The organism is Acidothermus cellulolyticus 11B, assembly GCF_000015025.1.
GTDB classification, from domain to species: Bacteria; Actinomycetota; Actinomycetes; order Acidothermales; family Acidothermaceae; genus Acidothermus; species Acidothermus cellulolyticus.
Genome location: NC_008578.1, coordinates 719,276 through 741,360, shown reverse-complemented (window position 1 = coordinate 741,360; position 22,085 = coordinate 719,276). Strand labels below are relative to the sequence as shown.

Here is a 22,085-nt window from a genome sequence, read left to right as displayed (position 1 = left end):
CGCCAAACCGGCCAACGCCAGTTCGGCAACGAGCCGGCCAACGCCGATTCGGCAAGATGGGTCGGGTGGACGTCTGGCCGGGACACTGGTGGCCGCTTGGCGCGACAGCCGACGAGGACGGCACGAACTTCGCCGTCTACTCCCGGTACGCCGAAGCGGTCGACCTCTGCCTCTTCGACGATGACGGTACCGAGACCCGGTTGCCCCTCACCGAAACGACCTACCACGTCTGGCATGGTTACGTGCCCGGCGTGCGCCCCGGGACCCGGTACGGCTTCCGGGTCGACGGACCGTTCGACCCGCACCGGGGTCTGCGGTTCAATCCCAGCAAACTCCTCATCGACCCGTACGCCCGCGCCTTGGACGGTGATTTCGTCTTGTCAGACGCCGTTTTCGGTTATCCGCCCGGACGTGACGACACCGTCCAGGACCATCGGGACTCCGCGCCGTACGTCCCGAAATCCGTGGTGGTACGGGACGATTTCGATTGGGGTTCGGATCGGCATCCGAAGACGCCGTGGGCGGACACCATCATCTACGAGCTGCATGTCCGGGGTTTCACCATGCGCCATCCCGCGGTGCCACCGGAACTGCGCGGCACGTTCGCCGGTTTGGCGCACCCGGCCGTCCTCGAGCACCTCACCGCACTCGGCGTCACCGCAGTGGAACTCATGCCGGTGCACCATTTCATCTCAGAGCCGGACGTGCTGCGGCGGGGTCTGACCAACTACTGGGGGTACAACTCGATCGGATATTTCGCCCCGCACGGCCGGTACTCCGCCTCCGGCACACGAGGCCAACAAGTCAGGGAATTCAAGCAGATGGTCAAGGCCCTGCACGAAGCCGGCCTCGAGGTCATCCTCGACGTCGTCTACAACCACACGGCCGAAGGAGACGAAACCGGCCCGACTCTGTCCTTCCGCGGCCTGGACAATCCGACCTACTACCGGCTCGCCGACGGCGGCCGGCGATACGTCAACTACACCGGCACCGGGAACACCCTCGACGTGCGGAATTTCCCCGTGCTTCAGCTCATCATGGACTCGCTGCGGTACTGGGTCACCGAGATGCACGTGGACGGATTCCGCTTTGACCTGGCGGCCAGCCTGGCGCGGAGCATGCACGACGTCGACATGCTCTCGTCATTCCTCGCCATCATTCACCAGGATCCGGTGCTCTCCCAGGTGAAACTCATCGCCGAGCCGTGGGACCTCGGCGAGGGCGGCTACCAAGTCGGGGAATTCCCCCCGCTGTGGACCGAGTGGAACGACCGTTTCCGCGACACGGTACGGGATTTCTGGCTCCGCGGCCGGACCGGCATACGCGAACTCGGCTACCGGCTCTCCGGATCCTCCGACCTGTACCAGGACGACGGCCGGCGTCCCTACGCATCCATCAATTACGTGACCTGTCATGACGGCTTCACCCTGCATGACCTGGTCACGTACGGCACCAAGCACAACGAAGCCAACGGCGAGGCCAACCGGGACGGCGCCGACGAGAACCACAACTGGAACTGCGGACACGAGGGCGAGACCGACGATCCGGTCATCAACGGGATCCGAGCCCGGATGAAGCGAAATCTCCTCGCGACCACCCTGCTGGCCACCGGCGTGCCCATGCTGAGCCACGGCGACGAGCTCGGCCGCACCCAGCGCGGCAACAACAACGCCTACTGCCAGGACAATGAGATTTCCTGGGTGGACTGGGAAAACGCCGACACCGGCCTGTCGGCGTTCGTCCGCGGCGTCATCGCGCTCCGCCGGCGGCACCCGGTCTTCCGGCAACGGTCCTTCTTCACCGGTACCGCGCTCAGCGGTGACGGGGTGAAAGACCTTGCGTGGTTCGCGCCGGACGGCTCCGAGTTTGCACCGTCCGATTGGTTCGACTCGCAGGCGCGGACTCTCGGGATGTACCTATCCGGCACGACCCTCCGGCAACGGGACGCCCGCGGCCGGCCGCTGCGCGACGATTCCTTCCTGCTCGTGCTCCACGCCGGCTTGGAAGGGACGACGTTCACGCTCCCCGGCCCGCCCTGGGCGGACGCCTACACCGTCGTCCTCGATACCACCGGGCACATCTCGACGCCGCCGACGCCCGGAGAGGCGTTACCGATTCCGCCGCTCACGCTGCTCGTGCTCCGCGCGGTGCGAACCTGACCCACCGCTGATGCCGACACGGTGTCAGCGCAGATCACCGCTGGTGGGTGTCAGCGCAGATCACCGCTGGTGATGCTCTCCCGCGGCGGAGGAAGCGCCACGAGGCCAAGTTCTGCCGATACGCCAAGCAAAGTGTCGCGCGGCAGCACCCGCACGCTGTACCCGAACGGGCCGGTGCGGTCGAGCACGATTTCGCCCTCATAACCGAACAGACCGTCGCGCGCGTCGGTCGGCCGAAGCGAGGCGGAGCGCGGCGTGACGAGCTCGTCGTTCTCGTCCACCCGACCGTAGACCACTTGCACATCAACGTCGGACGGATCCAATCCGCCGAGTGCCACGACGGCACGGACCGGAACGCGCGTGCCGTACTCCAGGGCATCGGCAAGACCGGACGCGGCGACGTGCTCGACCCGCACCCCCGGCCAGGCCTGGAGAATCCGCGCCTTCCACGCGGCCAGATGCCGCGCGCCGGCAAAATCGTCCGCCGTCACGGCGCGGTGCGCGCACGCCGCCGGCGTGTACAGCCGGTCGAGATATTCCCGGAGCATCCGGGTCGCTGCAACCTTCGGTCCGAGGCTCGCAATGGCATGCCGGATCATCTCCAGCCAGCGGGTCGGCAATCCGTCGCTGCCCCGGTCGTAAAAGCGCGGTGCGACCTGACTTTCGATGATGTCGTAAAGGGCGTGCGCCTCGAGGTCGTCCCGGCGGTCGTCCGGCAGGCCGTCGGCGCTGGGAATCGCCCACCCGTTGTTGCCGTCAAACCATTCGTCCCACCAGCCGTCCCGAATCGACAGGTTGAGGACGCCGTTGAGCGCCGCTTTCATGCCCGACGTCCCGCAGGCCTCCAACGGCCGCAACGGATTGTTCAGCCACACATCCGCGCCCGCAATGAGCAGCTGGGCGAGTGCCATGTCGTAATCGGGGAGAAAGACGATCCGGTGCCGGACCTCCGGGTCGTCGGCGAATTTCACGACCTCTTGGATGAGCCGTTTCCCCGCGTCGTCCGCCGGATGAGCCTTCCCGGCGATGACAATCTGCACCGGATGACGCGGGTGCAACAGCAACGCACGCAACCGCTCCGGATTCCGCAGCATGAGAGTCAGACGTTTGTACGACGGGACACGGCGGGCGAAACCGATGGTGAGCACCTGCGGGTCGAGAGCATCGTCGATCCACTGCATTTCCGAGTCGGTCGCGCCGCGTGTCCGCCACGATTCGCGGAGCCGCGCCCGGGCTTCGACGACAAGCCTGGCCCGCAGCGCGTTTCGTACCTGCCACAACCGGACATCGTCGAGGCGTTCGGCGTCCGCCCACCGGATTCCCTCGCCGGCGCCGTCCACGCCGGCGGGTCCGGCAAGCTCGGTCTCGAGCAGGGTGCGCATCTCGCCGGCAAGCCAGGTGGGCACGTGCACCCCATTGGTGACCGAGGTGATGGGCACGTCGTCCGGATCGAAATTCGGCCACAATCCGGCGAACATGTGCCGGCTCACGGCCCCGTGCAGAGTGGAGACGCCGTTGGCGCGGCTCGCGACCCGCAAGCCGAGCACCGCCATGTTGAAAACCCCCGGATCGCCGCCCGGGTATGCCTCGGCACCCAAGGCAAGCACGCGATCCGCCGGCAGAATATGCAAGCCGTCGCGCGCCGGACCGTCGGTCTCGGCGACCAGGTGCCGTTCGATCAGGTCACGCGGGAAACGGTCAATGCCGGCGGGAACCGGCGTGTGGGTGGTGAAAACCGTGCTCGCCCGCACGACTTCCAACGCCTCGTCGAACGACAGGCCGGCGTCCTGCATGAGTTCGCTGATTCGTTCCAACGCGAGAAAACCCGCGTGGCCTTCATTCATGTGGTAGACCTCGGGCTCTGGATGGCCGGTGATCCGGCAGAATGCCCGCACGGCCCGCACTCCCCCGACGCCGAGGAGCAGTTCCTGGCGGAATCGGTGGTCGGTTCCGCCGCCGTACAACCGGTCGGTGACGTCGCGTTCCGCCGGCGCATTCCCTTCGACGTCCGAATCGAGGAGGAGCAGCGGCACCCGGCCGACCCTGGCCTGCCAGACGCGTGCCTGCAACGTCCGCTGCTCCGGCAGCTGGATGGCGATACTCACCGGGCTGCCGTCGGCTTCGGTGAGTAACTCGAGCGGCAGGCCGTACGGATCGATCGGAGGGTACCGCTCCTGCTGCCAGCCGTCGCGGGACAGCGACTGGTTGAAGTAGCCCCGCCGGTACAGCAATCCGACGCCGATGAGCGGGATGCCGAGGTCACTTGCCGTTTTGAGGTGGTCACCGGCAAGGATGCCGAGTCCGCCGGAATATTGCGGCAGCACCGAGGTGATCCCGTATTCCGGTGAGAAATACGCGACGGCCCGCGGGCCGTCGACCGCCGTGGTCTGGTACCAACGGTCTCCGGTGAGGTAGGCGTGCAAGTCCTCGAGGGCGTGGTCGAGCCGGCGCAGAAAACCCTCGTCGGCCGCCAGTTCGGCGAGCCGCGAAGGAGGTACTTCGCCAAGCAGCCGGACCGGGTCGCCGCGAACCGCCCGCCACACCAGCGGATCAATGGCGGCGAACAGCTCCAGGGTCGGCGGGTGCCACGACCACCGCAGGTTCATGACCAGCTCGGCCAGCCCGGCCAGGCGCGGCGGCAGCACGGTCCGGACGGTGAAGCGGCGAATCGCTCTCACGGGGTAGGACCCTACCGGTCGCCGGTACCAGCCTCGGCGGCTGACCCGTCGCAAGACAACCGAGGTGACACTCCGGATCGATGGGAGACGACGTGTTCACCACCCGGCCCGCCCGCCCGATAGCGTCGTCATGATGACCGACGACAACCTGACCGCCCCATCCGCTGTGGACCCGAGCGCGACGCCGGCCGCAGAGCCCGTTTCAGATCCGGCCGCGGACCCGGGCGCGAAGCCGTCCCGGGCGAAGAGCGCCAAGGCCGGCACCCGGTCGACGGCCGGCACCCGGTCGGCCTCGAACCGCCGGGCCGCAGCGGGCCGGAGCGCGACGTCCGGCACCCGGCGTCCTGCCCGGCGTCGCTCCTCCCCGATGTACCAGCGGCGCATCCCGATCACGGACATCGCCCCGGTGATCGAGTGCGGTCGGTACCCGGCGAAGTGCGTCGTCGGCGAACCGATCACCATCTCGGCGACGGTCTTCCGCGAAGGGCATGCCGCGGTGGGCGCCAATCTCGTGCTCATCGATCCGGCCGGAGCCGAGCAGCCCTGGACGCCGATGCGGCTGGTCGCCGAGGGAACCGACCGGTACGCCGCGGAGGTCACCCCGGACGGACCGGGCATGTGGAGTTTCCGGATCGAGGCGTGGGACCACCCGATCGAGACCTGGCGGCGGGAAGCTGAGATCAAGATCCCGCTTGGCCAGGACGTCGACCTTGTCTGCGAGGAAGGCGCCCGGCTCTATGAGGAGGCCGCAGAGGCTCTTGCCGATCCCGAGCGCAAAACCCTGCTCGCGGCCGCCGCGGCGCTCCGCTCGGACGACGCTCCAGCCGCGCGGCTCGCCACGGCGCTCGCCCCGGAGGTGCTCGCCGTCCTCGAGCGGTATCCGCTCCGCCGGTTCGTGACGACGTCTCCGGCGTACTCCCTGCAGGTGGACCGGCCGCGGGCGCTCGTCGGCGCCTGGTACGAGTTCTTCCCGCGGTCGGAGGGTGCGAGCCTCGACCCGCCGCGCTCCGGTACCTTCGCCACTGCGGCCCGCCGGCTGCCGGCCATCGCCGCCATGGGGTTCGACGTCGTCTACCTCCCGCCGATTCACCCGATCGGCACGACGTTCCGCAAAGGCCGGAACAATTCGCTGCACGCCGAACCGGGGGATCCCGGCGTCCCCTGGGCGATTGGTTCACCGGAGGGCGGTCATGACGCCGTCCACCCGGACCTCGGCACCCTCGCCGACTTCGACGCCTTCGTCGCGACCGCGCGCGACCTCGGATTGGAAATTGCGTTGGACTTCGCCCTGCAGTGCTCACCCGACCACCCGTGGGTGCGGGAGCATCCGGAGTGGTTCACGCGGCGCCCGGACGGTTCCATCGCGTACGCGGAGAATCCACCGAAGAAATACCAGGATATTTACCCGCTGAATTTCGACAACGATTACGAAGGCCTGTACGCCGAAGTGAAGCGTGTGCTGCACCACTGGATGGCGCACGGCGTACGGATTTTCCGGGTCGACAATCCGCACACCAAGCCGCTCGCCTTCTGGGAGGAGCTGCTGGCCGACATCCGCTCGACCGACCCGGACGTCATTTTCCTCTCCGAGGCGTTCACCCGGCCGGCGATGATGCGCGCCCTGGCGAAGGTGGGTTTTCACCAGTCGTACACGTACTTCACCTGGCGCACCTCGCGTCCGGAGCTGGAGAGCTACCTCTGGGAGCTGTCACACGAAACCTGCGATTACCTGCGGCCGAACCTGTTCGTGAACACCCCCGACATTCTGCACGCGTATCTGCAACACGGCGGCCCGCCGGCCTTCAAAATCCGCGCCGTCATCGCCGCGATGGCGGGGCCGTCCTGGGGCGTGTACTCCGGCTACGAGCTCTGCGAGAACACCCCGCTGCACCCGGGGAGCGAGGAGTATCTGGATTCCGAGAAGTACCAGTACAAGCCGCGGGATTGGGAAGCCGCGGAGCGCGAAGGCCGGAGCCTTGCCGGCTACCTCGCGACGCTCAACCGCATCCGCCGGGAGCACGTCGCGCTGCAGCGACTGCGCAACTTCTCCCTCCACTCCGCGGACAACCCCGAGATCCTCACCTTCTCCAAACGTGCGACCACACCGGCCGGCCACGACGATACGGTCCTGGTCGTGGTGAATCTCAATCCGTTTCACACCCAGGAAGCGACGATCGCCCTGGACATGCCGGCGCTCGGCCTGGGATGGGACGACCGATTCCGCGTCGTCGACCTGCTGAGCGGAGCGCACTACGACTGGGGGCACTTCAGCTACGTCCGGCTCGATCCCCAGGTCGAGCCGGCGCACATCCTCGTGGTCCAACGCTAGGTGGTCGAGACACATGAGTGCGTTGCCACACGAACCGGCACCGATCCCACCCGTGGATCCCCTGTGGTACAAGCGCGCCGTCTTCTACGAAGTGCTGGTCCGCGGCTTCTACGATTCGAACAACGACGGCACGGGGGATCTCCGCGGCCTCATCGCGAAGCTCGATTACCTGCAGTGGCTTGGGGTGGACTGCATCTGGTTGCTGCCGATTTACGCCTCGCCAATGCGGGACGGCGGTTACGACATCTCGGATTACTTCTCGATCCTCCCCGAGTACGGCGATCTCGGCGACTTCGTCCAGCTCGTCGATGAGACCCACCGGCGCGGCATGCGCATCATCGCCGACCTGGTGATGAATCACACCAGTGACCAGCATCCGTGGTTCCAGGCGTCCCGCATCGACCCGGACGGGCCGTACGGTGACTTTTACGTGTGGTCCGACACCGACACGAAATACAAGGATGCACGGATCATCTTCGTAGACACGGAGAAGTCCAATTGGACCTTCGACCCGGTCCGCGGTCAGTACTACTGGCACCGTTTCTTCAGTCATCAGCCGGACCTGAATTACGAGAACCCCGCGGTCCAGGAAGCGATGCTGGCCGTGCTGCGCTTCTGGCTGGACCTCGGCATCGACGGCTTCCGGCTGGACGCCGTCCCTTACCTTTTCGAGGAAGAGGGGACGAACTGCGAGAACCTGCCGAAGACGCACGAGTACCTCAAGCGGATCCGCAAAGAGGTCGATCAGCTCTACCCGGACAAGGTCCTCCTGGCGGAGGCCAACCAGTGGCCGGCGGACGTCGTCCAGTACTTCGGTGACGGCGACGAATGCCACATGGCGTTTCACTTCCCGCTGATGCCGCGGATCTTCATGGCGGTGCGGCGGGAGCAGCGCTTTCCGATTTCGGAGATCCTGGCGCAGACGCCGCGGATTCCGGAGAACTGCCAGTGGGGCATTTTCCTGCGCAACCACGATGAGCTCACCTTGGAGATGGTGACCGACGAAGAGCGGGACTATATGTACCGCGAGTACGCGCAGGATCCGCGGATGAAGGCCAACATCGGTATCCGGCGCCGCCTCGCACCACTGCTCGACAACTCCCGCGACCAAATGGAACTGTTCACCGCGCTCCTGCTGTCGCTCCCCGGCTCCCCGGTCATGTACTACGGCGACGAGATCGGCATGGGCGACAACATTTGGCTCGGTGACCGGGACAGTGTGCGGACGCCGATGCAGTGGACCCCGGACCGCAACGCCGGTTTCTCCCAGTGCGATCCGGGCAGACTCTACCTGCCGGTCATCATGGACGCCGTCTACGGGTACCAAGCGCTCAACGTCGAGGCGCAGATGCGCAGCCCGCACTCGCTGCTCCACTGGGTCCGCAGAATGATCGACATCAGGAAGCGGCACCCGACCTTCGGCTGCGGCAGTTACGAGGAGCTTGGCGCATCGAATCCGAGTATTCTCGCCTTTGTCCGCGAATTCGGCGACGACCGGGTCTTGTGCGTCAACAATCTCTCGCGCTTTCCGCAACCCGTCGAGCTGGATCTGCGTCGGTATGAGGGCGTCGTGCCGATCGAGATGACCGGCGGTGTACCGTTTCCCCGGATCGGCGAGTTGCCGTATCTGCTGACGCTGCCGGGACACGGCTTCTACTGGTTCATGCTCCCGACCCATCCGTGACCGGCTGGGAGGGTACCGCGCGAAGGAGGTGGCGGCGGTGGAAGAACTGCTCCGGGCATGGCTGCCGCGGCAGCGATGGTTCGCCGGCAAGAGCAGCGCGGTGCACGAGGCGCGCGTGCGCGAGGTGCGGGTGCTCAGGGAAGACGATCCCATGCTGCTGCACGCCTTCGTTGAAGCGGTCACCGAGAGTGCCTCGCAGGCGCCGGACTGCTACCACATTCTGCTCGGCGCGCGCCGCACGCTCCCCCGGCATCTGGATGCCGCGCGAATCGGCCGAAGCGACGAGTACGGCGAGATCTACGATGCGCTGCACGATCCCGAATTGACCCAGCACCTGCTGACCGCGATTCATGACGATGTCGAGCGGGCCGGCGTGCGTTTCCGCCGGGAACCGGGCGCGGAGTTCAGCCCTGATGCACCGGGACGGCTGCTCAGTGGGGAACAATCCAACACCTCGGTCGTCTTTGGTGACGAGACGATTTTGAAAATCTTCCGGCTCCTCGTACCCGGCGTCAATCCGGATCTCGATGTGACACGCGCGCTCACTGAGGCGGGGAGTCCGCACGTCGCTCCACTGTGCGGGTGGATGGAGACCGACATCGCCGGAGAACCGTACACGCTGGGGATTCTTCAGCGCTACTTGCGCACCGGCTCCGACGGATGGTCGCTTGCTCTCACGAGCGTGCGCGACCTCTTCGCCGAGGGCGACCTCCATGCCGAGGAGGTCGGCGGCGATTTCGCCGCCGAGGCGGAGCGTCTTGGCGTGGCGACCGCGGAGGTGCACCGCACGTTGGCGCACGTGCTGCCCACGGCGACCGGCGGTGCGGAGTTCGTCGAACAGCTCACCGAGGCAATGCGGCGGCGGTTGCAGGCCGCGGCCGACGTCGTGCCGGCGCTCGCCGCGCATATCACCGAGATCCAGCAGATTTATGACACCTTCCGCCGAAGGACCTCCGAGCTTCACCTGCAGCGCATTCACGGCGACCTGCACCTCGGCCAGGTGATGCGCACCGAGTACGGGTGGGTGTTCTTCGATTTCGAAGGGGAGCCGGGCGCGCGGATTGAACAGCGCGCGGCGCTGGCCAGTCCATTGCGCGACGTCGCCGGAATGCTCCGTTCCTTTGACTACGCCGCACACTACCTGCTCGCCGGTCACACGGTCCCACCGCAGCTGGCATACCGCGCGGCCGAGTGGTCGGCGCGCAATCGCGCGGCCTTCTGCATCGGATATGCGAAGGTTGCCGACCACGACCCGCGGGAAGAGGATGCCGTGTTGCGCGCCTTCGAGGTGGACAAGGCGGTCTACGAGACGATGTACGAAATGAAGAACCGGCCGGACTGGGTCGGCATCCCGCTGGGTGCGCTGGAACGGCTGCTTGCGGCTGAGCACCGGGGTAGCTGAAACGAGGAGGCTGCGTGAGTCGTTCCGAGCCGCGTCCGGCACCCGTCGACCACGGCGAACTCGACCGTCTCGTTTCCGGCGCGCACCACAATCCGCACGGCATTCTCGGCGCCCACCACCACGACGGCGTCGTCACCTTCCGCACCTTCCGCCCGTTCGCGACCCGCGTCACCGTCCTCGTTGCCGGTGAACGGATTCCGCTTGTCCACGAATACCGCGGCATTTGGGCCGGCGCGTGGGAGTCCTCCGCCCTGCCGGATTACCGGCTCGAGGTGGTGTACGACGACGGCTTCCCGCACGTGGTGGATGAGCCGTATCGCTATCTCCCGACGCTCGGTGAGCTTGACCTGCATCTCATCAGCGAAGGCCGGCACGAGGAGCTCTGGCGCGTCCTGGGAGCGCACGAGCGCCGGTACGACACGCCGAACGGACCGGTGACCGGAACGTCCTTCGCGGTCTGGGCGCCGAACGCGCGCGGGATACGCATCGCCGGAGATTTCAACCACTGGAATCCGACCGCCCATCCGATGCGAAGCCTCGGTTCCAGCGGAATTTGGGAACTGTTCATCCCCGGTGTAGGGTCCGGGGCGCGGTACAAGTATCACGTCCTCGGTGCGGACGGCCGGTGGCGCGAGAAAGCCGATCCGATGGCCTTTGCCACCGAAGTGCCGCCCGCGCAAGCATCGGTCGTCTTCACGTCCCATTACGAGTGGGGCGACGCCGAGTGGCTGGCCCGGCGGGCGCAGACCGACTGGCTGCACGCCCCAATGAGCATTTACGAAGTCCACCTCGGCTCGTGGCGCGCAGGCCTCGGCTATCGCGAATTGGCCGACGAGTTGGTGCGCTACGTCACGGACCTGGGCTTCACGCACGTCGAATTTCTGCCCGTCGCCGAGCACCCGTTCAGCGGGTCGTGGGGCTATCAGGTCACGGCGTACTTCGCGCCGACGGCACGCTACGGGTCGCCGGATGACTTCCGTTATCTCATTGACCGGCTCCACCAGGCCAACATCGGCGTCATCGTCGACTGGGTCCCGGCTCATTTCCCGAAGGATGACTGGGCGCTCGCCCGGTTCGACGGCACCGCGCTCTACGAGCATGAGGATCCGCAGCTCGGTGAGCATCCCGACTGGGGCACGCTCATCTTCAATTTTGGACGCCGGGAGGTGCGGAATTTCCTGGTCGCCAACGCACTCTTCTGGCTGGAGGAGATGCATGTGGACGGGCTGCGCGTCGACGCGGTGGCCTCCATGCTGTACCTCGACTACTCCCGTCCCGCGGGTGCCTGGCGGCCGAACATTTACGGCGGCCGGGAGAACCTCGAGGCCATCTCGTTCCTGCAGGAGATGAACGCGACCGCCTACAAGCGGGTGCCCGGCATCGTGACCGTCGCCGAAGAATCCACGGCGTGGCCGGGCGTGACCCGGCCGACGTACGTCGGGGGACTCGGCTTCGGCTTCAAATGGAACATGGGATGGATGCATGACACCCTGCAGTACATGAGCCGGGACCCGATCTACCGCTCGTACCACCACAACGAGATGACGTTCGCCATGATGTACGCCTACTCGGAGAACTTCATCCTGCCGCTCTCGCATGACGAGGTCGTGCACGGCAAAGGTTCCTTGCTGCACAAGATGCCGGGCGACCGGTGGCAGCAGATGGCGAATCTCCGGGCCTACCTGGCGTTCATGTGGGCGCACCCGGGCAAGCAACTTCTCTTCATGGGCGGCGAATTTGCCCAAGACAACGAGTGGTCCGAGGAGCGGTCCCTCGACTGGTGGCTGCTGCAGTACCGTGAGCATTCGAGCGTGCAGCAATTGGTTCGCGACCTCAACGCGCTGTATCGGGCGCATCCCGCGTTATGGCGAACGGACGACGACCCGTCGGCGTTCCGGTGGATCGATGCAAATGACAACCAGAACAACACGTTCTCGTTCGCCCGCACCGCGCCGGACGGGTCAACAATTGTCTGCGTCGCGAATTTCGCCGGCGTCCCGCATGAGGAGTACCACCTTGGCTTTCCGTCGCCGGGCCGATGGCGGGAAATCCTCAACACCGATGCGGAGATCTACAACGGCAGCGGGGTGGGGAATCTCGGTGGAATTGACGCCGTGGCCACGCCGAGCCACGGATTGCCGGCGTCTGCGGTCATCCGGGTGCCGCCGTTGGCCACTATCTGGTTTGCTCAGCCGTGAGGCGCATCCCGGCCACCGCACGCACCGCTCCGCCGCGGGTGCGGCGGCGCGGGCGACGGGCGCCCGTTAGCCGTAACCCGACGCCGGGGTGCGCTCAAAAGAGCACGCGGTTGAGTGCCGCGCGCGCGGCGGCGACCTCGGGGTGGTCGGGGCCGACGGCGTCGAAGAGCTCGAGCAGATGCCGGCGGGCGGCGTCCCGATCAGCACCTGCCGTACGGGCCACGAGGTCGACGAGCCGGCGCAATCCGTGCGCCACCTCGCCGTCCGCCACCTCGAGATCAGCCAACGCGCACTGGGCGCCGACGTCGTCCGGCGAGGCAGCGACGGCCGCGTGCAGGGCATTGCGATCGGCGCCGGCGACGCGCTTGAGCAGCTTCGCCCGTTCGAGACCGCTCTTTGCGTCGGAATCGCCGGGACGTTCGGCAAGGATCTTCTCGAAGGCGGCGATCGCCGCATCGTAATTGCCGGCGCGGAGCGCCTCGTCCGCCTGGGAACGCAGCGGATCCGCCGGCGGCACCGTTCCCGCGGAGTTGCCGGTCACCGACAGCAACTCCCGGATCCAGCCGCGCACCTGCGCTTCCGGAATCGCCCCGGTGAACTCGCCGATGATCTGACCCTGCCAGACGGCCTTGACCGCCGGAATGCCTTGCACGCCCGCCGCGGCTGCAAGCCGCGGGTTGGCATCGACGTCAATCTTCGCGAGGACCCAGGAGCCGCCGCCCTCGGCGGCGAGCCGCTCCAGAATCGGGCTGAGCTGACGGCACGGGCCGCACCACCCGGCCCAGAAGTCGATGACCACCGGCACGGTCATCGACCGCTCGACGACCTCGCGTTGAAAGGTCGCCTCGGTGACGTCGACGACGGTCGCGCCGGAGCTTGACGCCCCCGAGGTCGGTGCCGCCGACGACGGCGCAGCGGACCGTTGCTGGGCAAGAGCGTCGAGGGCGACCGCGCCCGCAAAACGCGCCGATGAGAAGTCCGAAGTCATGCTGCCATTTTCGCAGAACGGCCTGAACCGCTCAGCGCCTGCCGTGACCGGCTCGGCGCGGCATGACCTGCTCGGCGGCGGCCGTTCGACGACGGCCGCTCGGCGGACAACGCGGCCCGCTCGATCGGCTAAAACCGGGGAGTTTCTTCGTAACCGCCCCATTCGTCGTAGAGGACTCCGCAGATTTCGCCCAGCGTTGCTTCGGCACGGACGGCGTCAAGCATCGGCGGTACAAGGTTCTCCGTGCTGCGCGCGGCGGTCCGTAATGCGGTGAGGGCTCTGCGCACCGCCGACTCGTCACGATGGGCTTTCCGCGCAGCGAGCCGCCGCCGTTGGTCCTCCTCCACCTCCGGCGGAATGCGAAGGATCTCGACGGGCGCGTCGACCGTGTCGGTGAAGCAGTTGACGCCGACGATCCGCCGCTCGCCGGACTCGATCGCCTGCTGCTGCTCGAACGCGGCACGGGCGATCTGGTCGGTGAACCATCCGGTCTCGATCCCGCGGAGAATTCCGGAGAGCATTGTTCCATCCGCGCTGAGCTGCTGGATTTCCGCGAATATGTTCTCCGCCTCCGCGTCGAGCCGATCGGTGAGCTCCTCGACGTACCAGGAACCGCCGAGCGGGTCGATGACGTGCGTGACGCCGGTCTCCTCGGCAATCACCTGCTGGGTGCGAAGAGCGACCTGCGCAGCGTGCTCAGTCGGCAACGCCAACACTTCATCGAACGCGTTGGTGTGCAGCGAGTTCGTGCCGCCCAGCACGGCGGCGAGCGCCTCGATCGCGGTCCGGACCACGTTATTCGCCGGCTGCTGAGCGGTCAGAGACACCCCTGCGGTCTGGGTGTGAAAGCGAAGCCACCATGCCCGCTCCCGCCGGGCGCCGTACCGGTCACGCATCCACCGCGCCCAAATCCGGCGGGCTGCGCGGAACTTGGCAATTTCTTCGAAGAAGTCGATGTGCGCGTCGAAAAAGAACGAGAGCAGCGGGGCGACGGCGTCGGCGTCCAGACCGCGGGACCGGCCGAGTTCGACGTACCCGAATCCGTCCGCCAAGGTGAAGGCCAATTCCTGCACGGCCGTGGCACCTGCCTCACGGATGTGATAGCCGGACACCGACAGCGGCTTGTATGCGGGCATCTCCTGCGCACAAAACTCCAATAAATCGCCGATGAGGCGCAGGTGCGGTTCCGGCGGGAACAGCCATTCCTTCTGGGCGATGTATTCCTTGAGAATATCGGTCTGTAGCGTACCGTTCAGGGTGCGCCGGTCAACCCCTTGCCGCTCGGCGGCGACCAGGTACATGCAGAAGATGGGCAGCGCCGGTCCACTGATTGTCATGGAGACCGTGACCTTATCAAGCGGGATGCCGGCGAACAGGGTGTCCATGTCGGCCGCCGAATCGACCGCGACGCCGCAGTGCCCGACCTCGCCGGCTGCACGCGGATCGTCGGAGTCCCGACCCATCAGGGTCGGCATGTCGAACGCCACGGAGAGCCCGGTGCCGCCGCCGGCCAGAATCATCCGGTAGCGCGCATTCGTCTGCTCGGCGGTGCCGAAGCCGGCGAATTGCCGTATCGTCCAAGGCCGTCCGCGGTATCCGGTGGGATACAGCCCACGGGTATAGGGAAATTCCCCCGGCCATCCGATGCGGTCGAATCGCGGATCCGCCGCGCCGGACGGTGGTCCGTACACCGGTTCGAGCGGAATGCCGGAGAGGGTCGTGCGTTCGGCCAGGCCCGCGGCCTCGTACCGGGCGCGCCACCGTTGCCGGCCTGCTTCAATTCCCGCCGCGTCCACGAGAAGCCTCCTCTCGGCCTCTTCCGCTCTCACGACGTCGCCGGCGGCGAAACGGCCCGCGCCACCGCGGCACGCGTGTCGGCGAGCACCGCCCGCACCGCCGTCAGCAGATCGAGCTCGCCGGCCGCGACCCGATCCGCCAGTGCGTCAAATTCAGCACCGGTCATCACCTCGGTCAACCGGCCCGCATAGTGGCGAAAAACCAGCGCGCGGACGTCGTCCGCCGCCCGTCGCCGTCGCCGGTCACGCCCGCCGCCCTGCGCGAGCCGATCGCGATGCCGGCGCACCGCATCAACGAGCTCATCGATGTCGCCACGCGTTGCCACCGTGCGGACCACCGGCCGCCGCCAGCCGTCCGGACCACTCGATTCCACCGCCAGCGTCTGGCGCAGCTCACGGACGGTCTGGTCCGCGCCGGGATGATCCGCCTTGTTGGCGACGAAGATATCGGCGATTTCCAGGACGCCGGCCTTCGCTGCTTGCACCGCATCACCCAGACCGGGGGCGGTCACGACCAGCGTGGTGTCGACCGCGCGGGCCACGGCGATTTCACCCTGGCCGACGCCGACGGTCTCCACGAGGACGACGTCGAAACCGAGTGCCTCCAGAAGCCGGATCGCCATCGGCGTCGCCGGGGCCAGTCCGCCCAGGTGGCCTCGTGCGGCCATCGACCGGAGGAAAACCCCGGGATCGGTCGTATGCGCGTGCATGCGGATCCGGTCACCCAGCAATGCCCCGCCGGTGAACGGAGACGACGGATCGACAGCCAAGACGCCGACCCGCATCCCGTCGCGCCGGAAAGCCGCGATGAGCGCCGCAACCAGCGTGGATTTCCCGACACCCGGCGCACCGGTGACGCCAAGGACGTAACCGCACGCCAGCGGCCGTGGAAATGCCGACCAGAGCGCCTGAAGCGGTGCGTCATCGCAGACCGGGTCGGTGTTCTCAACAAGCGACAGCAGACGGCCGATCGCGCGCGGGTCGCCGGTCCGCGCGGCGGCGACCGTCCGCTGCAGTGCGGCGCCACGCGCGGCCGCCGGGATCTCCATCACCTCAAGGGAAGACCCGAAGGACAAGGGCGTCACCCTGCCCCCCGCCGCCGCAGAGTCCGGCGACGCCGATTCCGCCGCCGCGGCGGCGCAATTCCAGAGCAAGGTGGAGGACAAGCCGGGCACCCGAGGCGCCGATCGGGTGACCGAGCGCGATGGCCCCGCCGTTGACGTTCACCTTCTCCTCATCGACACCAAGCTCGTGCATCGAGGCGAGGACGACGGCGGCAAAGGCCTCATTGATTTCGAAGAGCGCGACGTCATCGACGCGCAGACCGTCGCGGTTCAGCGCGCGCACAATCGCACGTGCCGGTTGCGAATGGAGGGAGTTGTCCGGCCCCGCGACCATTCCGTGCGCGCCGATTTCGGCCAGAATCGGCCAGCCGCGCGCTTCGGCGACCCGCCGGTTCGCCACGATGACCGCGCAGGCGCCGTCCGAAATCTGCGAGGAACTTCCCGCGGTTATCGTCCCGTCCGGGGTGAACGCCGGGGGCAGTTTCGCCAGAATTTCCGGCGTCGTCTCGGGCCGAATCCCCTCATCCGTCTGCACGATGCGGGATTCGCCGCGCCGAGACGGCACCGGCACCGGCACGATCTCGGCGTCAAAGCGACCGCTGTCACGGGCCGCGGCGGCGAGCTGATGCGAACGGGCGGCAAAAGCATCCTGCGCCTCCCGCGTGATGCCGTACCGCGCATTGTGGCGTTCGGTCGATTCACCCATCGACAGGTGGTCGAAGGCATCGACCAGTCCGTCGACAGCCATCGCGTCCAGGAGCTTGCCGTCGCCGTACCGCAGACCGCGACGCAATCCGGGCAGCAGATGAGGCGCATTCGTCATCGATTCCATCCCGCCAGCCACGATGACGTCGCACTCACCCGCGTCGGCCAGTTGCCCGGCCAGCGCAATGGCATTCAGACCGGAGAGACAGACCTTGTTGAGGGTGAGGGCGGGCACGGTCAGCGGAATTCCCGCCGCCACCGCCGCTTGCCGGGCGGGAATTTGCCCCGCCCCGGCTTGCAACACCTGGCCCATGATGACGTAATCCACCTCGGACGGCGGCGCCCCGCCCCGCTCGAGCGCGGCGCGAATGGCGGCTCCACCGAGCTGGACGGCGGAAAGCTCGGCAAGACTGCCGAGGAGCCGGCCGATAGGCGTGCGCGCCCCGGCCACGATGACGGCCATAACGCGACCCTACCGCGTGGAGTCGCTGACACCCCTCTGTCGCAGGTGACCCGCTTGTCACCCTTTGCGCGGCAGCAAAGATCTGCGATCATACGAGGCATGCTGGTGACCCACCTTGCGGCGTCAGCCGCTCACCTCCCGGCCGCGGCCGCCCGCGTTCTGCCGGTCCCCAAGCTCAGCTTCACCATTCCGGTCATCGTGATTTTCGCGGTACTCGCGCTCATCGCCCTGCTGCGCAAACTCATCGGGCTCGCCCTCATCGCCTTGATCGTCGCCGGCGCCTTCGTTGCCTACCAATCCGGGGCATTCGACCACTGGGTCGACAAGGGAAAGCAGGTCATCGAGCAGCGCTCACCAGTTCGGTGACAAAGCCGGCGACCGCGCCAGCGAACAGTTCCGGGGCCTCTATGGGCGTGAGATGCCCGGCGGCCGGGATCGTCACGAGCCGTCCGTCGGGCACCGCCATGGCCATCGCTGCGGCGGCATCAGGAGGCGAGACGACGTCCTCGGCTCCGACGATGACCAGGGCCGGTACGCGAAGCCGGCGAAGCGTCTCGGTCGAATCGGGCCGGACTGCCATCGCCCGCTGCCACCACGCCGCGGTCACCGCAGGCACCGAGGCGGTGATGGCCTGCAGTTCCGCCAGCAGTTCCGGCCGCTCCGCCTTGGTCGTCGCACCCGGGAGCCCGGGAAGGGTCTTCTCCACCAACACGTCAACCCGGCCGTCGGCCTCCAGCTGCGCCGCTATCGCAAGCCGGTTGGCCCGCGTCGTCTCGTCGTCGGCGGTCGCCCGCGTGTCGGCCAGAATCACCCCGGCAAGCCGCTCGGGATGACGACGGGCCAGCGCCATCGTCACGTAACCGCCCATCGAGACCCCGCCGACAATCGCTTGGCCGACGCCGCGGTCATCGAGCAGCGTGACGACGTCGTCGGCGAGCACGTCGAGCGACGGTTCGACGCCGTCCAGCTGCGCCGGATCGTGCGCCCCCCGGTAGTCGGGAGTCACGACGTCCACCCCGGTCGCCGCCAGCAGCGGCCGCACCCGGTCCCACATCCGGGCGGTGAAGGGGAAGGCCGGCAATAAGACGAGGGGCGGGCTCACCGGCGACGTCGTGGTCACGGATGGCCACGTTACCGGGCATCGGGTGCCCCGCGCACCGTCGCGACTGGGTGCCCCGCGCACGGTCGCGGCTGGGTGCCCCGCGCACGGTCGCGGCTGGGTGACCCGCGCACGGTCGCGGCTGGGGCGACGACGCTGTCACGGCTCGCGTCTCGGTGACCCGGCCGGCTCAGCAGTCGGCTGCCTGGCCGGGTCAGCGGGCATGGTGTTCCATGGACACATGACTGCCGATCCCGCTCCGGCGACGTCAACTGACCGACGTCACCCACCCGCTCCGGACGCTGCGCCGACCACGTCAACCGAGCCCCGGCCGCCCGCAACGGCCAGCCACGACAGCGAGCCGTCCGCAGCGCTGGTCGAGTTCATGCGGCAAGGCTGGGCGCCTAGGACCAGTGACGCCGGTCCCGTCGCGGCGGTTGCGCGGTACGCCGCCCGGCGCCGCCGCGCCCTCCAGCACGCCCTGCCGGGACGGACAATCGTCGTCCCCGCCGGCGCGCCAAAGACCCGGAACAACGACGTCGCGTATCCGTTCCGCGCGTCCAGCGACTTCTGGTGGCTGGTCGGCGCTAACCTGCCCGACGCCGTCCTCGTCCTGGACGACACCGACGCCGTGCTCTACGCACGGGCGCCGAAATCCCGGCATGACAGCGACGAATTCTTCCGGGACCGGCAGTACGGCGAATTGTGGACCGGCCCGCAACCCAGTCTCCGCGACCTGGAACGTCAGTTGGACATTGCCACGGCACCGCTGGAGGAATGCATCGAACGTCTCCAGCGAAGCGAGGAGAGCCGGACCGTCGTCCTGCGCGGTCACGACCCGCGGGTGGACGCCGTCGTGCCGCCTCACCCCGACGACCGGTCGCTCGCGACGCTGCTGGCCGAGCTCCGGCTGCTCAAGGACGACTGGGAAATTGCCGAACTCACCACGGCTGCCGACGCAACAATTCGCGGTTTCGCCGACGTCGCGCGGGAAATTCGGGCGGCCGCCGAGCGAGACGTGGACATCAGCGAGCGCTGGGTGGACGGCACATTCTGGCGGCGGGCCCGCGCCGAGGGGAACGACGTCGGTTACCCCACCATCGCAGCCGCCGGTCCGCACGCCTGCGTCCTGCACTGGACCCGCAATGACGGCCTGCTGCACAAGGGCCAGCTCCTCCTGCTCGACGCCGGGGTGGAAACACGCCACGGCTACACCGCGGACGTCACCCGCACCATGCCGATCAGCGGAGCATTCACCGAGGCGCAGCGGCAGGTCTACCAACTCGTGCTGGCCGCCCAGGAAGCCGCATTCGCCGCCCTCAAGCCGGGCGCGGCTTTCCGTGATTACTACCGGGCCGCGGCGGCGGTGCTGGCTCAGGGCCTCGCCGACTGGGGACTGCTCCCCGCGTCCGCCGCGGATATCGACGGACCGCACGGGGACCTGCATCGCCGCTACACCCTGCACAACCCCGGGCACATGCTCGGACTCGACGTGCACGACTGCGCCGCCGCCCGCCGCAACCGCTACCACGACGGATTTCTCGAACCCGGACACGTGCTCACGGTGGAGCCCGGCCTGTATTTCCAGCCCGATGACCTCACCGTGCCGCCGGAACTTCGGGGCATCGGCGTGCGCATCGAGGACGACGTCGTCATAACCCCCGGCGGATATCGGAATCTCACCGCGGCCCTGCCGCGACACCCCGATGAGCTCGTCCGCTGGCTTGCCCAGCCGACGCCGTAGCCGCACGGCCCGGATCCGATCCGGCCAGTAACCGGACGCTCACCGCGACCGGTGAGCGCGGCTGCCGTCAGCGCGGCTGCCGTCCAAGCCCCTCCCGGTGAGCGCGGCTGCCGGCGTCGGATCGTCAGACAGGACGCCGTCGCTGCTGGCCGCCGCGTCGACCGCGGGCGTGCCAGCAGGCGGTGTGCCAATGGCGACGGGACTCCACATCCCCCTCCGGCCACGCAACAATGTGCGGCGTTGCGGGGCGGATCTCCTGGTCGCAACCGGGACAGCGATACGTCTTCACCGATGTCGAGCCGGTGATACGGCGGAAGACCCACGGCACGCCGTCCGGCCCGATATCCACGAACTCCGCAGGCGGGCGGGTTGTGGACCCGCTCCGGCCCGGCGCGGCTTCCTGCGGTCCGTTCCGCGGCCGCCGCCGTTTTCCGCTCACGCCCATCCCGTCACCCGCTGCGCACCCGCATACACGTTCATGCCGTCATCGCGGAGAAAACCGATGAGGGTCATCCCCACCTCCTCGGCGAGCTCCACCGCCAGGGACGACGGGGCAGAAACCGCAGCCAGAACAGGAATGCCGGCAAGGTAGGCTTTCTGCACCAATTCAAACGACGCGCGCCCGCTCACGAGGAGAATCGTTCCCGACAGCGGCAACCGGTGGTTGCGCAGCGCCCAGCCGACGATTTTGTCCGCGGCATTGTGCCGGCCGACGTCTTCACGCACCACCAGAATTTCACCCTGCGGGTCGAAAAGTCCCGCAGCGTGCAGACCGCCGGTGCGATGAAAGAGACGCTGTGCGGCGCGCAATCGGCCGGGAAGACCCCGGAGCACCTCGGATTCGACCCGCACCGCATCGCCCGCGACGTCGAAAACCCCGCGGCGCCGCACGTCGGCAATACTCGCCACACCGCAAATCCCGCAGGAGCTGGACATCACCAGGGCGCGCCGAGCGGCGACAACGTCACTTTCCAGCGTGACATCGACAACGTTGTATGCCGAATCGCGGGACGGCGCATCCGCGGCCGCGGAATCACGGAACGCCGAATCGCGGGACGGCGACGGCACGTCTGTGTGCGCCGACTCCGCATCGGCGTCCGGCGACCCCGAATCCGCGGCCGCCGGCGCCGCATCGGCGGGAATCCATGCACGCGGCAGGGGTTTTCCCGTGCAGCAGCGGATGGTCAACGACTCGTCCGGAGATGTCAGCAGTCCTTCCGTCCAGCAAAACCCAGCCACCAAGTCAATGTCATCCACCGGTGTGCGCATCGTGACCGCGAGCGGCCGGCCGCCCACCCGAATCTCCAGCGGTTCTTCGCCGACCACCTCATCGATGCGGCGTTCCGGCCGCCCGGCGCGGATGATCACCACCGGGCGCCGGCTGGTAGTCCGCGACACGGCGTCAACCCTAAGCCTCCGCGGACTCCCCCGCCATGACGGCGGCGATACCCTGCCAGCGATGAGTGACCTCGATACCTGGTTCGACACCGTTCGCACCGCCCTAGATGTCGCTGGCGTCGTCAACACCGCCGCCCGTGATGCGGTCCTCGACCTGACCCGCGACGTCGCTCACGACGTCGCCCGACCGGCCGCGCCGCTGACCGCCTTCCTCGCCGGCGTCGCGGTCGGACGCGGGGCGTCGCTGCCCGACGTGGTCGCCCGGATTCGCGGGCTTGCCAACCAGTGGACCGCGGCCGCGGAACCCTCGCCGGCTGGCAACGAGCCGGCAGAACCGCCGCCGTAACAGGCAACCGCAGCCGTAACCGGCACTCGCGC

The 22,085-nt window shown here is 67.7% G+C and carries 16 protein-coding genes; 8 read left to right on the top strand and 8 right to left on the bottom strand.

Annotation, left to right across the window (positions count from 1 at the left end; translation table 11 throughout):
* Positions 1–56: 56 nt before the first annotated feature.
* Positions 57–2,159: a glycogen debranching protein GlgX gene (gene glgX / locus ACEL_RS03505; RefSeq protein ID WP_011719517.1), complete on the top strand. Its 2,103-nt coding sequence runs from the start codon at positions 57–59 to the stop codon at positions 2,157–2,159.
* Between the two features lie 50 nt (positions 2,160–2,209).
* Here the strand turns inward: glgX and glgP are convergent, their stop codons facing one another.
* Both glgP and ACEL_RS12405 read right to left on the bottom strand, forming a co-directional pair.
* Positions 2,210–4,837: an alpha-glucan family phosphorylase gene (gene glgP / locus ACEL_RS03500; protein ID WP_011719516.1), complete on the bottom strand. Its 2,628-nt coding sequence runs from the start codon at positions 4,835–4,837 to the stop codon at positions 2,210–2,212.
* Positions 4,838–4,933: 96 nt separating this feature from the next.
* Complete coding sequence (locus ACEL_RS12405) at positions 4,934–5,230, bottom strand: hypothetical protein (RefSeq protein ID WP_202943473.1); 297 nt, start codon at positions 5,228–5,230, stop codon at positions 4,934–4,936.
* Here ACEL_RS12405 and ACEL_RS03490 point away from each other — a divergent pair.
* From ACEL_RS03490 to glgB, 4 genes are read left to right on the top strand one after another with little or no spacing between them, the layout of a single operon-like run.
* Positions 5,205–7,166, top strand: coding sequence for an alpha-1,4-glucan--maltose-1-phosphate maltosyltransferase (locus ACEL_RS03490; protein ID WP_011719515.1), 1,962 nt, complete (start codon positions 5,205–5,207; stop codon positions 7,164–7,166). The two genes, ACEL_RS12405 and ACEL_RS03490, sit on opposite strands and share 26 nt — an antisense overlap.
* Positions 7,167–7,179: 13 nt before the next feature.
* On the top strand, positions 7,180–8,850 hold the full coding sequence (gene treS / locus ACEL_RS03485; RefSeq protein WP_011719514.1) for a maltose alpha-D-glucosyltransferase: 1,671 nt from the start codon (positions 7,180–7,182) through the stop codon (positions 8,848–8,850).
* 37 nt (positions 8,851–8,887) lie between these two features.
* A complete protein-coding gene (locus tag ACEL_RS03480; RefSeq protein ID WP_011719513.1) occupies positions 8,888–10,252 on the top strand; it encodes a maltokinase N-terminal cap-like domain-containing protein in 1,365 nt (454 codons plus the stop codon).
* Positions 10,253–10,266: 14 nt separating this feature from the next.
* The gene (glgB, locus tag ACEL_RS03475) at positions 10,267–12,450 is read left to right on the top strand and encodes a 1,4-alpha-glucan branching protein GlgB (protein ID WP_011719512.1); all 2,184 of its coding nucleotides are present in this window, start codon (positions 10,267–10,269) and stop codon (positions 12,448–12,450) included.
* A 94-nt stretch (positions 12,451–12,544) separates the two neighbouring features.
* On the opposite strand, the gene ACEL_RS03470 is transcribed toward glgB, so the two are convergent.
* The 4 genes from ACEL_RS03470 to ACEL_RS03455 form a co-directional block, all read right to left on the bottom strand.
* Positions 12,545–13,438 carry a tetratricopeptide repeat protein gene (locus tag ACEL_RS03470; protein WP_011719511.1) on the bottom strand — a complete coding sequence of 298 codons (894 nt, stop codon included), beginning with the start codon at positions 13,436–13,438 and terminating at the stop codon, positions 12,545–12,547.
* Between the two features lie 128 nt (positions 13,439–13,566).
* Positions 13,567–15,234, bottom strand: coding sequence for a coenzyme B12-dependent isobutyryl-CoA mutase large subunit (locus ACEL_RS03465; protein ID WP_011719510.1), 1,668 nt, complete (start codon positions 15,232–15,234; stop codon positions 13,567–13,569).
* A gap of 29 nt (positions 15,235–15,263) precedes the next feature.
* Entirely contained in the window at positions 15,264–16,283 is a 1,020-nt protein-coding gene (gene meaB / locus ACEL_RS03460; protein WP_049751564.1) for a methylmalonyl Co-A mutase-associated GTPase MeaB, read from the bottom strand.
* Positions 16,284–16,287: 4 nt separating this feature from the next.
* Positions 16,288–17,466: an acetyl-CoA C-acetyltransferase gene (locus ACEL_RS03455; RefSeq protein WP_011719508.1), complete on the bottom strand. Its 1,179-nt coding sequence runs from the start codon at positions 17,464–17,466 to the stop codon at positions 16,288–16,290.
* 99 nt (positions 17,467–17,565) lie between these two features.
* Between ACEL_RS03455 and ACEL_RS03450 the strand changes: the two genes are divergently transcribed.
* Positions 17,566–17,832 carry a hypothetical protein gene (locus ACEL_RS03450; RefSeq protein ID WP_041834921.1) on the top strand — a complete coding sequence of 89 codons (267 nt, stop codon included), beginning with the start codon at positions 17,566–17,568 and terminating at the stop codon, positions 17,830–17,832.
* Here the strand turns inward: ACEL_RS03450 and ACEL_RS03445 are convergent.
* Positions 17,804–18,586 carry an alpha/beta fold hydrolase gene (locus ACEL_RS03445; RefSeq protein WP_041834920.1) on the bottom strand — a complete coding sequence of 261 codons (783 nt, stop codon included), beginning with the start codon at positions 18,584–18,586 and terminating at the stop codon, positions 17,804–17,806. The two genes, ACEL_RS03450 and ACEL_RS03445, sit on opposite strands and share 29 nt — an antisense overlap.
* Positions 18,587–18,806: 220 nt before the next feature.
* On the opposite strand from ACEL_RS03445, the gene ACEL_RS03440 reads away from it, so the two are divergent.
* Positions 18,807–20,309 (top strand): aminopeptidase P family protein, encoded by a 1,503-nt coding sequence (locus tag ACEL_RS03440; RefSeq protein WP_148204523.1) that lies wholly within the window; start codon positions 18,807–18,809, stop codon positions 20,307–20,309.
* Between the two features lie 435 nt (positions 20,310–20,744).
* On the opposite strand, the gene fdhD is transcribed toward ACEL_RS03440, so the two are convergent.
* Positions 20,745–21,707, bottom strand: a complete 963-nt coding sequence (fdhD, locus tag ACEL_RS03435; RefSeq protein WP_011719503.1) for a formate dehydrogenase accessory sulfurtransferase FdhD — start codon at positions 21,705–21,707, stop codon at positions 20,745–20,747.
* A gap of 61 nt (positions 21,708–21,768) precedes the next feature.
* Between fdhD and ACEL_RS12115 the strand changes: the two genes are divergently transcribed.
* A complete protein-coding gene (locus tag ACEL_RS12115) occupies positions 21,769–22,053 on the top strand; it encodes a DUF6457 domain-containing protein (protein WP_011719502.1) in 285 nt (94 codons plus the stop codon).
* Positions 22,054–22,085: the final 32 nt, after the last annotated feature.

Excerpts from the sequence above, each read along its gene's own strand:
- ACEL_RS12115 (WP_011719502.1), top strand. The coding sequence starts at position 21,769 with ATGAGTGACCTCGATACCTGGTTCGACACCGTTCGCACCGCCCTAGAT.
- ACEL_RS03490 (WP_011719515.1), top strand. The coding sequence starts at position 5,205 with ATGTACCAGCGGCGCATCCCGATCACGGACATCGCCCCGGTGATCGAG.
- glgX (WP_011719517.1), top strand. The coding sequence starts at position 57 with ATGGGTCGGGTGGACGTCTGGCCGGGACACTGGTGGCCGCTTGGCGCG.
- ACEL_RS03455 (WP_011719508.1), bottom strand. The coding sequence starts at position 17,466 with ATGGCCGTCATCGTGGCCGGGGCGCGCACGCCTATCGGCCGGCTCCTC.
- treS (WP_011719514.1), top strand. The coding sequence starts at position 7,180 with ATGAGTGCGTTGCCACACGAACCGGCACCGATCCCACCCGTGGATCCC.
- meaB (WP_049751564.1), bottom strand. The coding sequence starts at position 16,283 with ATGGAGATCCCGGCGGCCGCGCGTGGCGCCGCACTGCAGCGGACGGTC.
- ACEL_RS03440 (WP_148204523.1), top strand. The coding sequence starts at position 18,807 with ATGACTGCCGATCCCGCTCCGGCGACGTCAACTGACCGACGTCACCCA.
- ACEL_RS03450 (WP_041834921.1), top strand. The coding sequence starts at position 17,566 with ATGCTGGTGACCCACCTTGCGGCGTCAGCCGCTCACCTCCCGGCCGCG.
- ACEL_RS03470 (WP_011719511.1), bottom strand. The coding sequence starts at position 13,438 with ATGACTTCGGACTTCTCATCGGCGCGTTTTGCGGGCGCGGTCGCCCTC.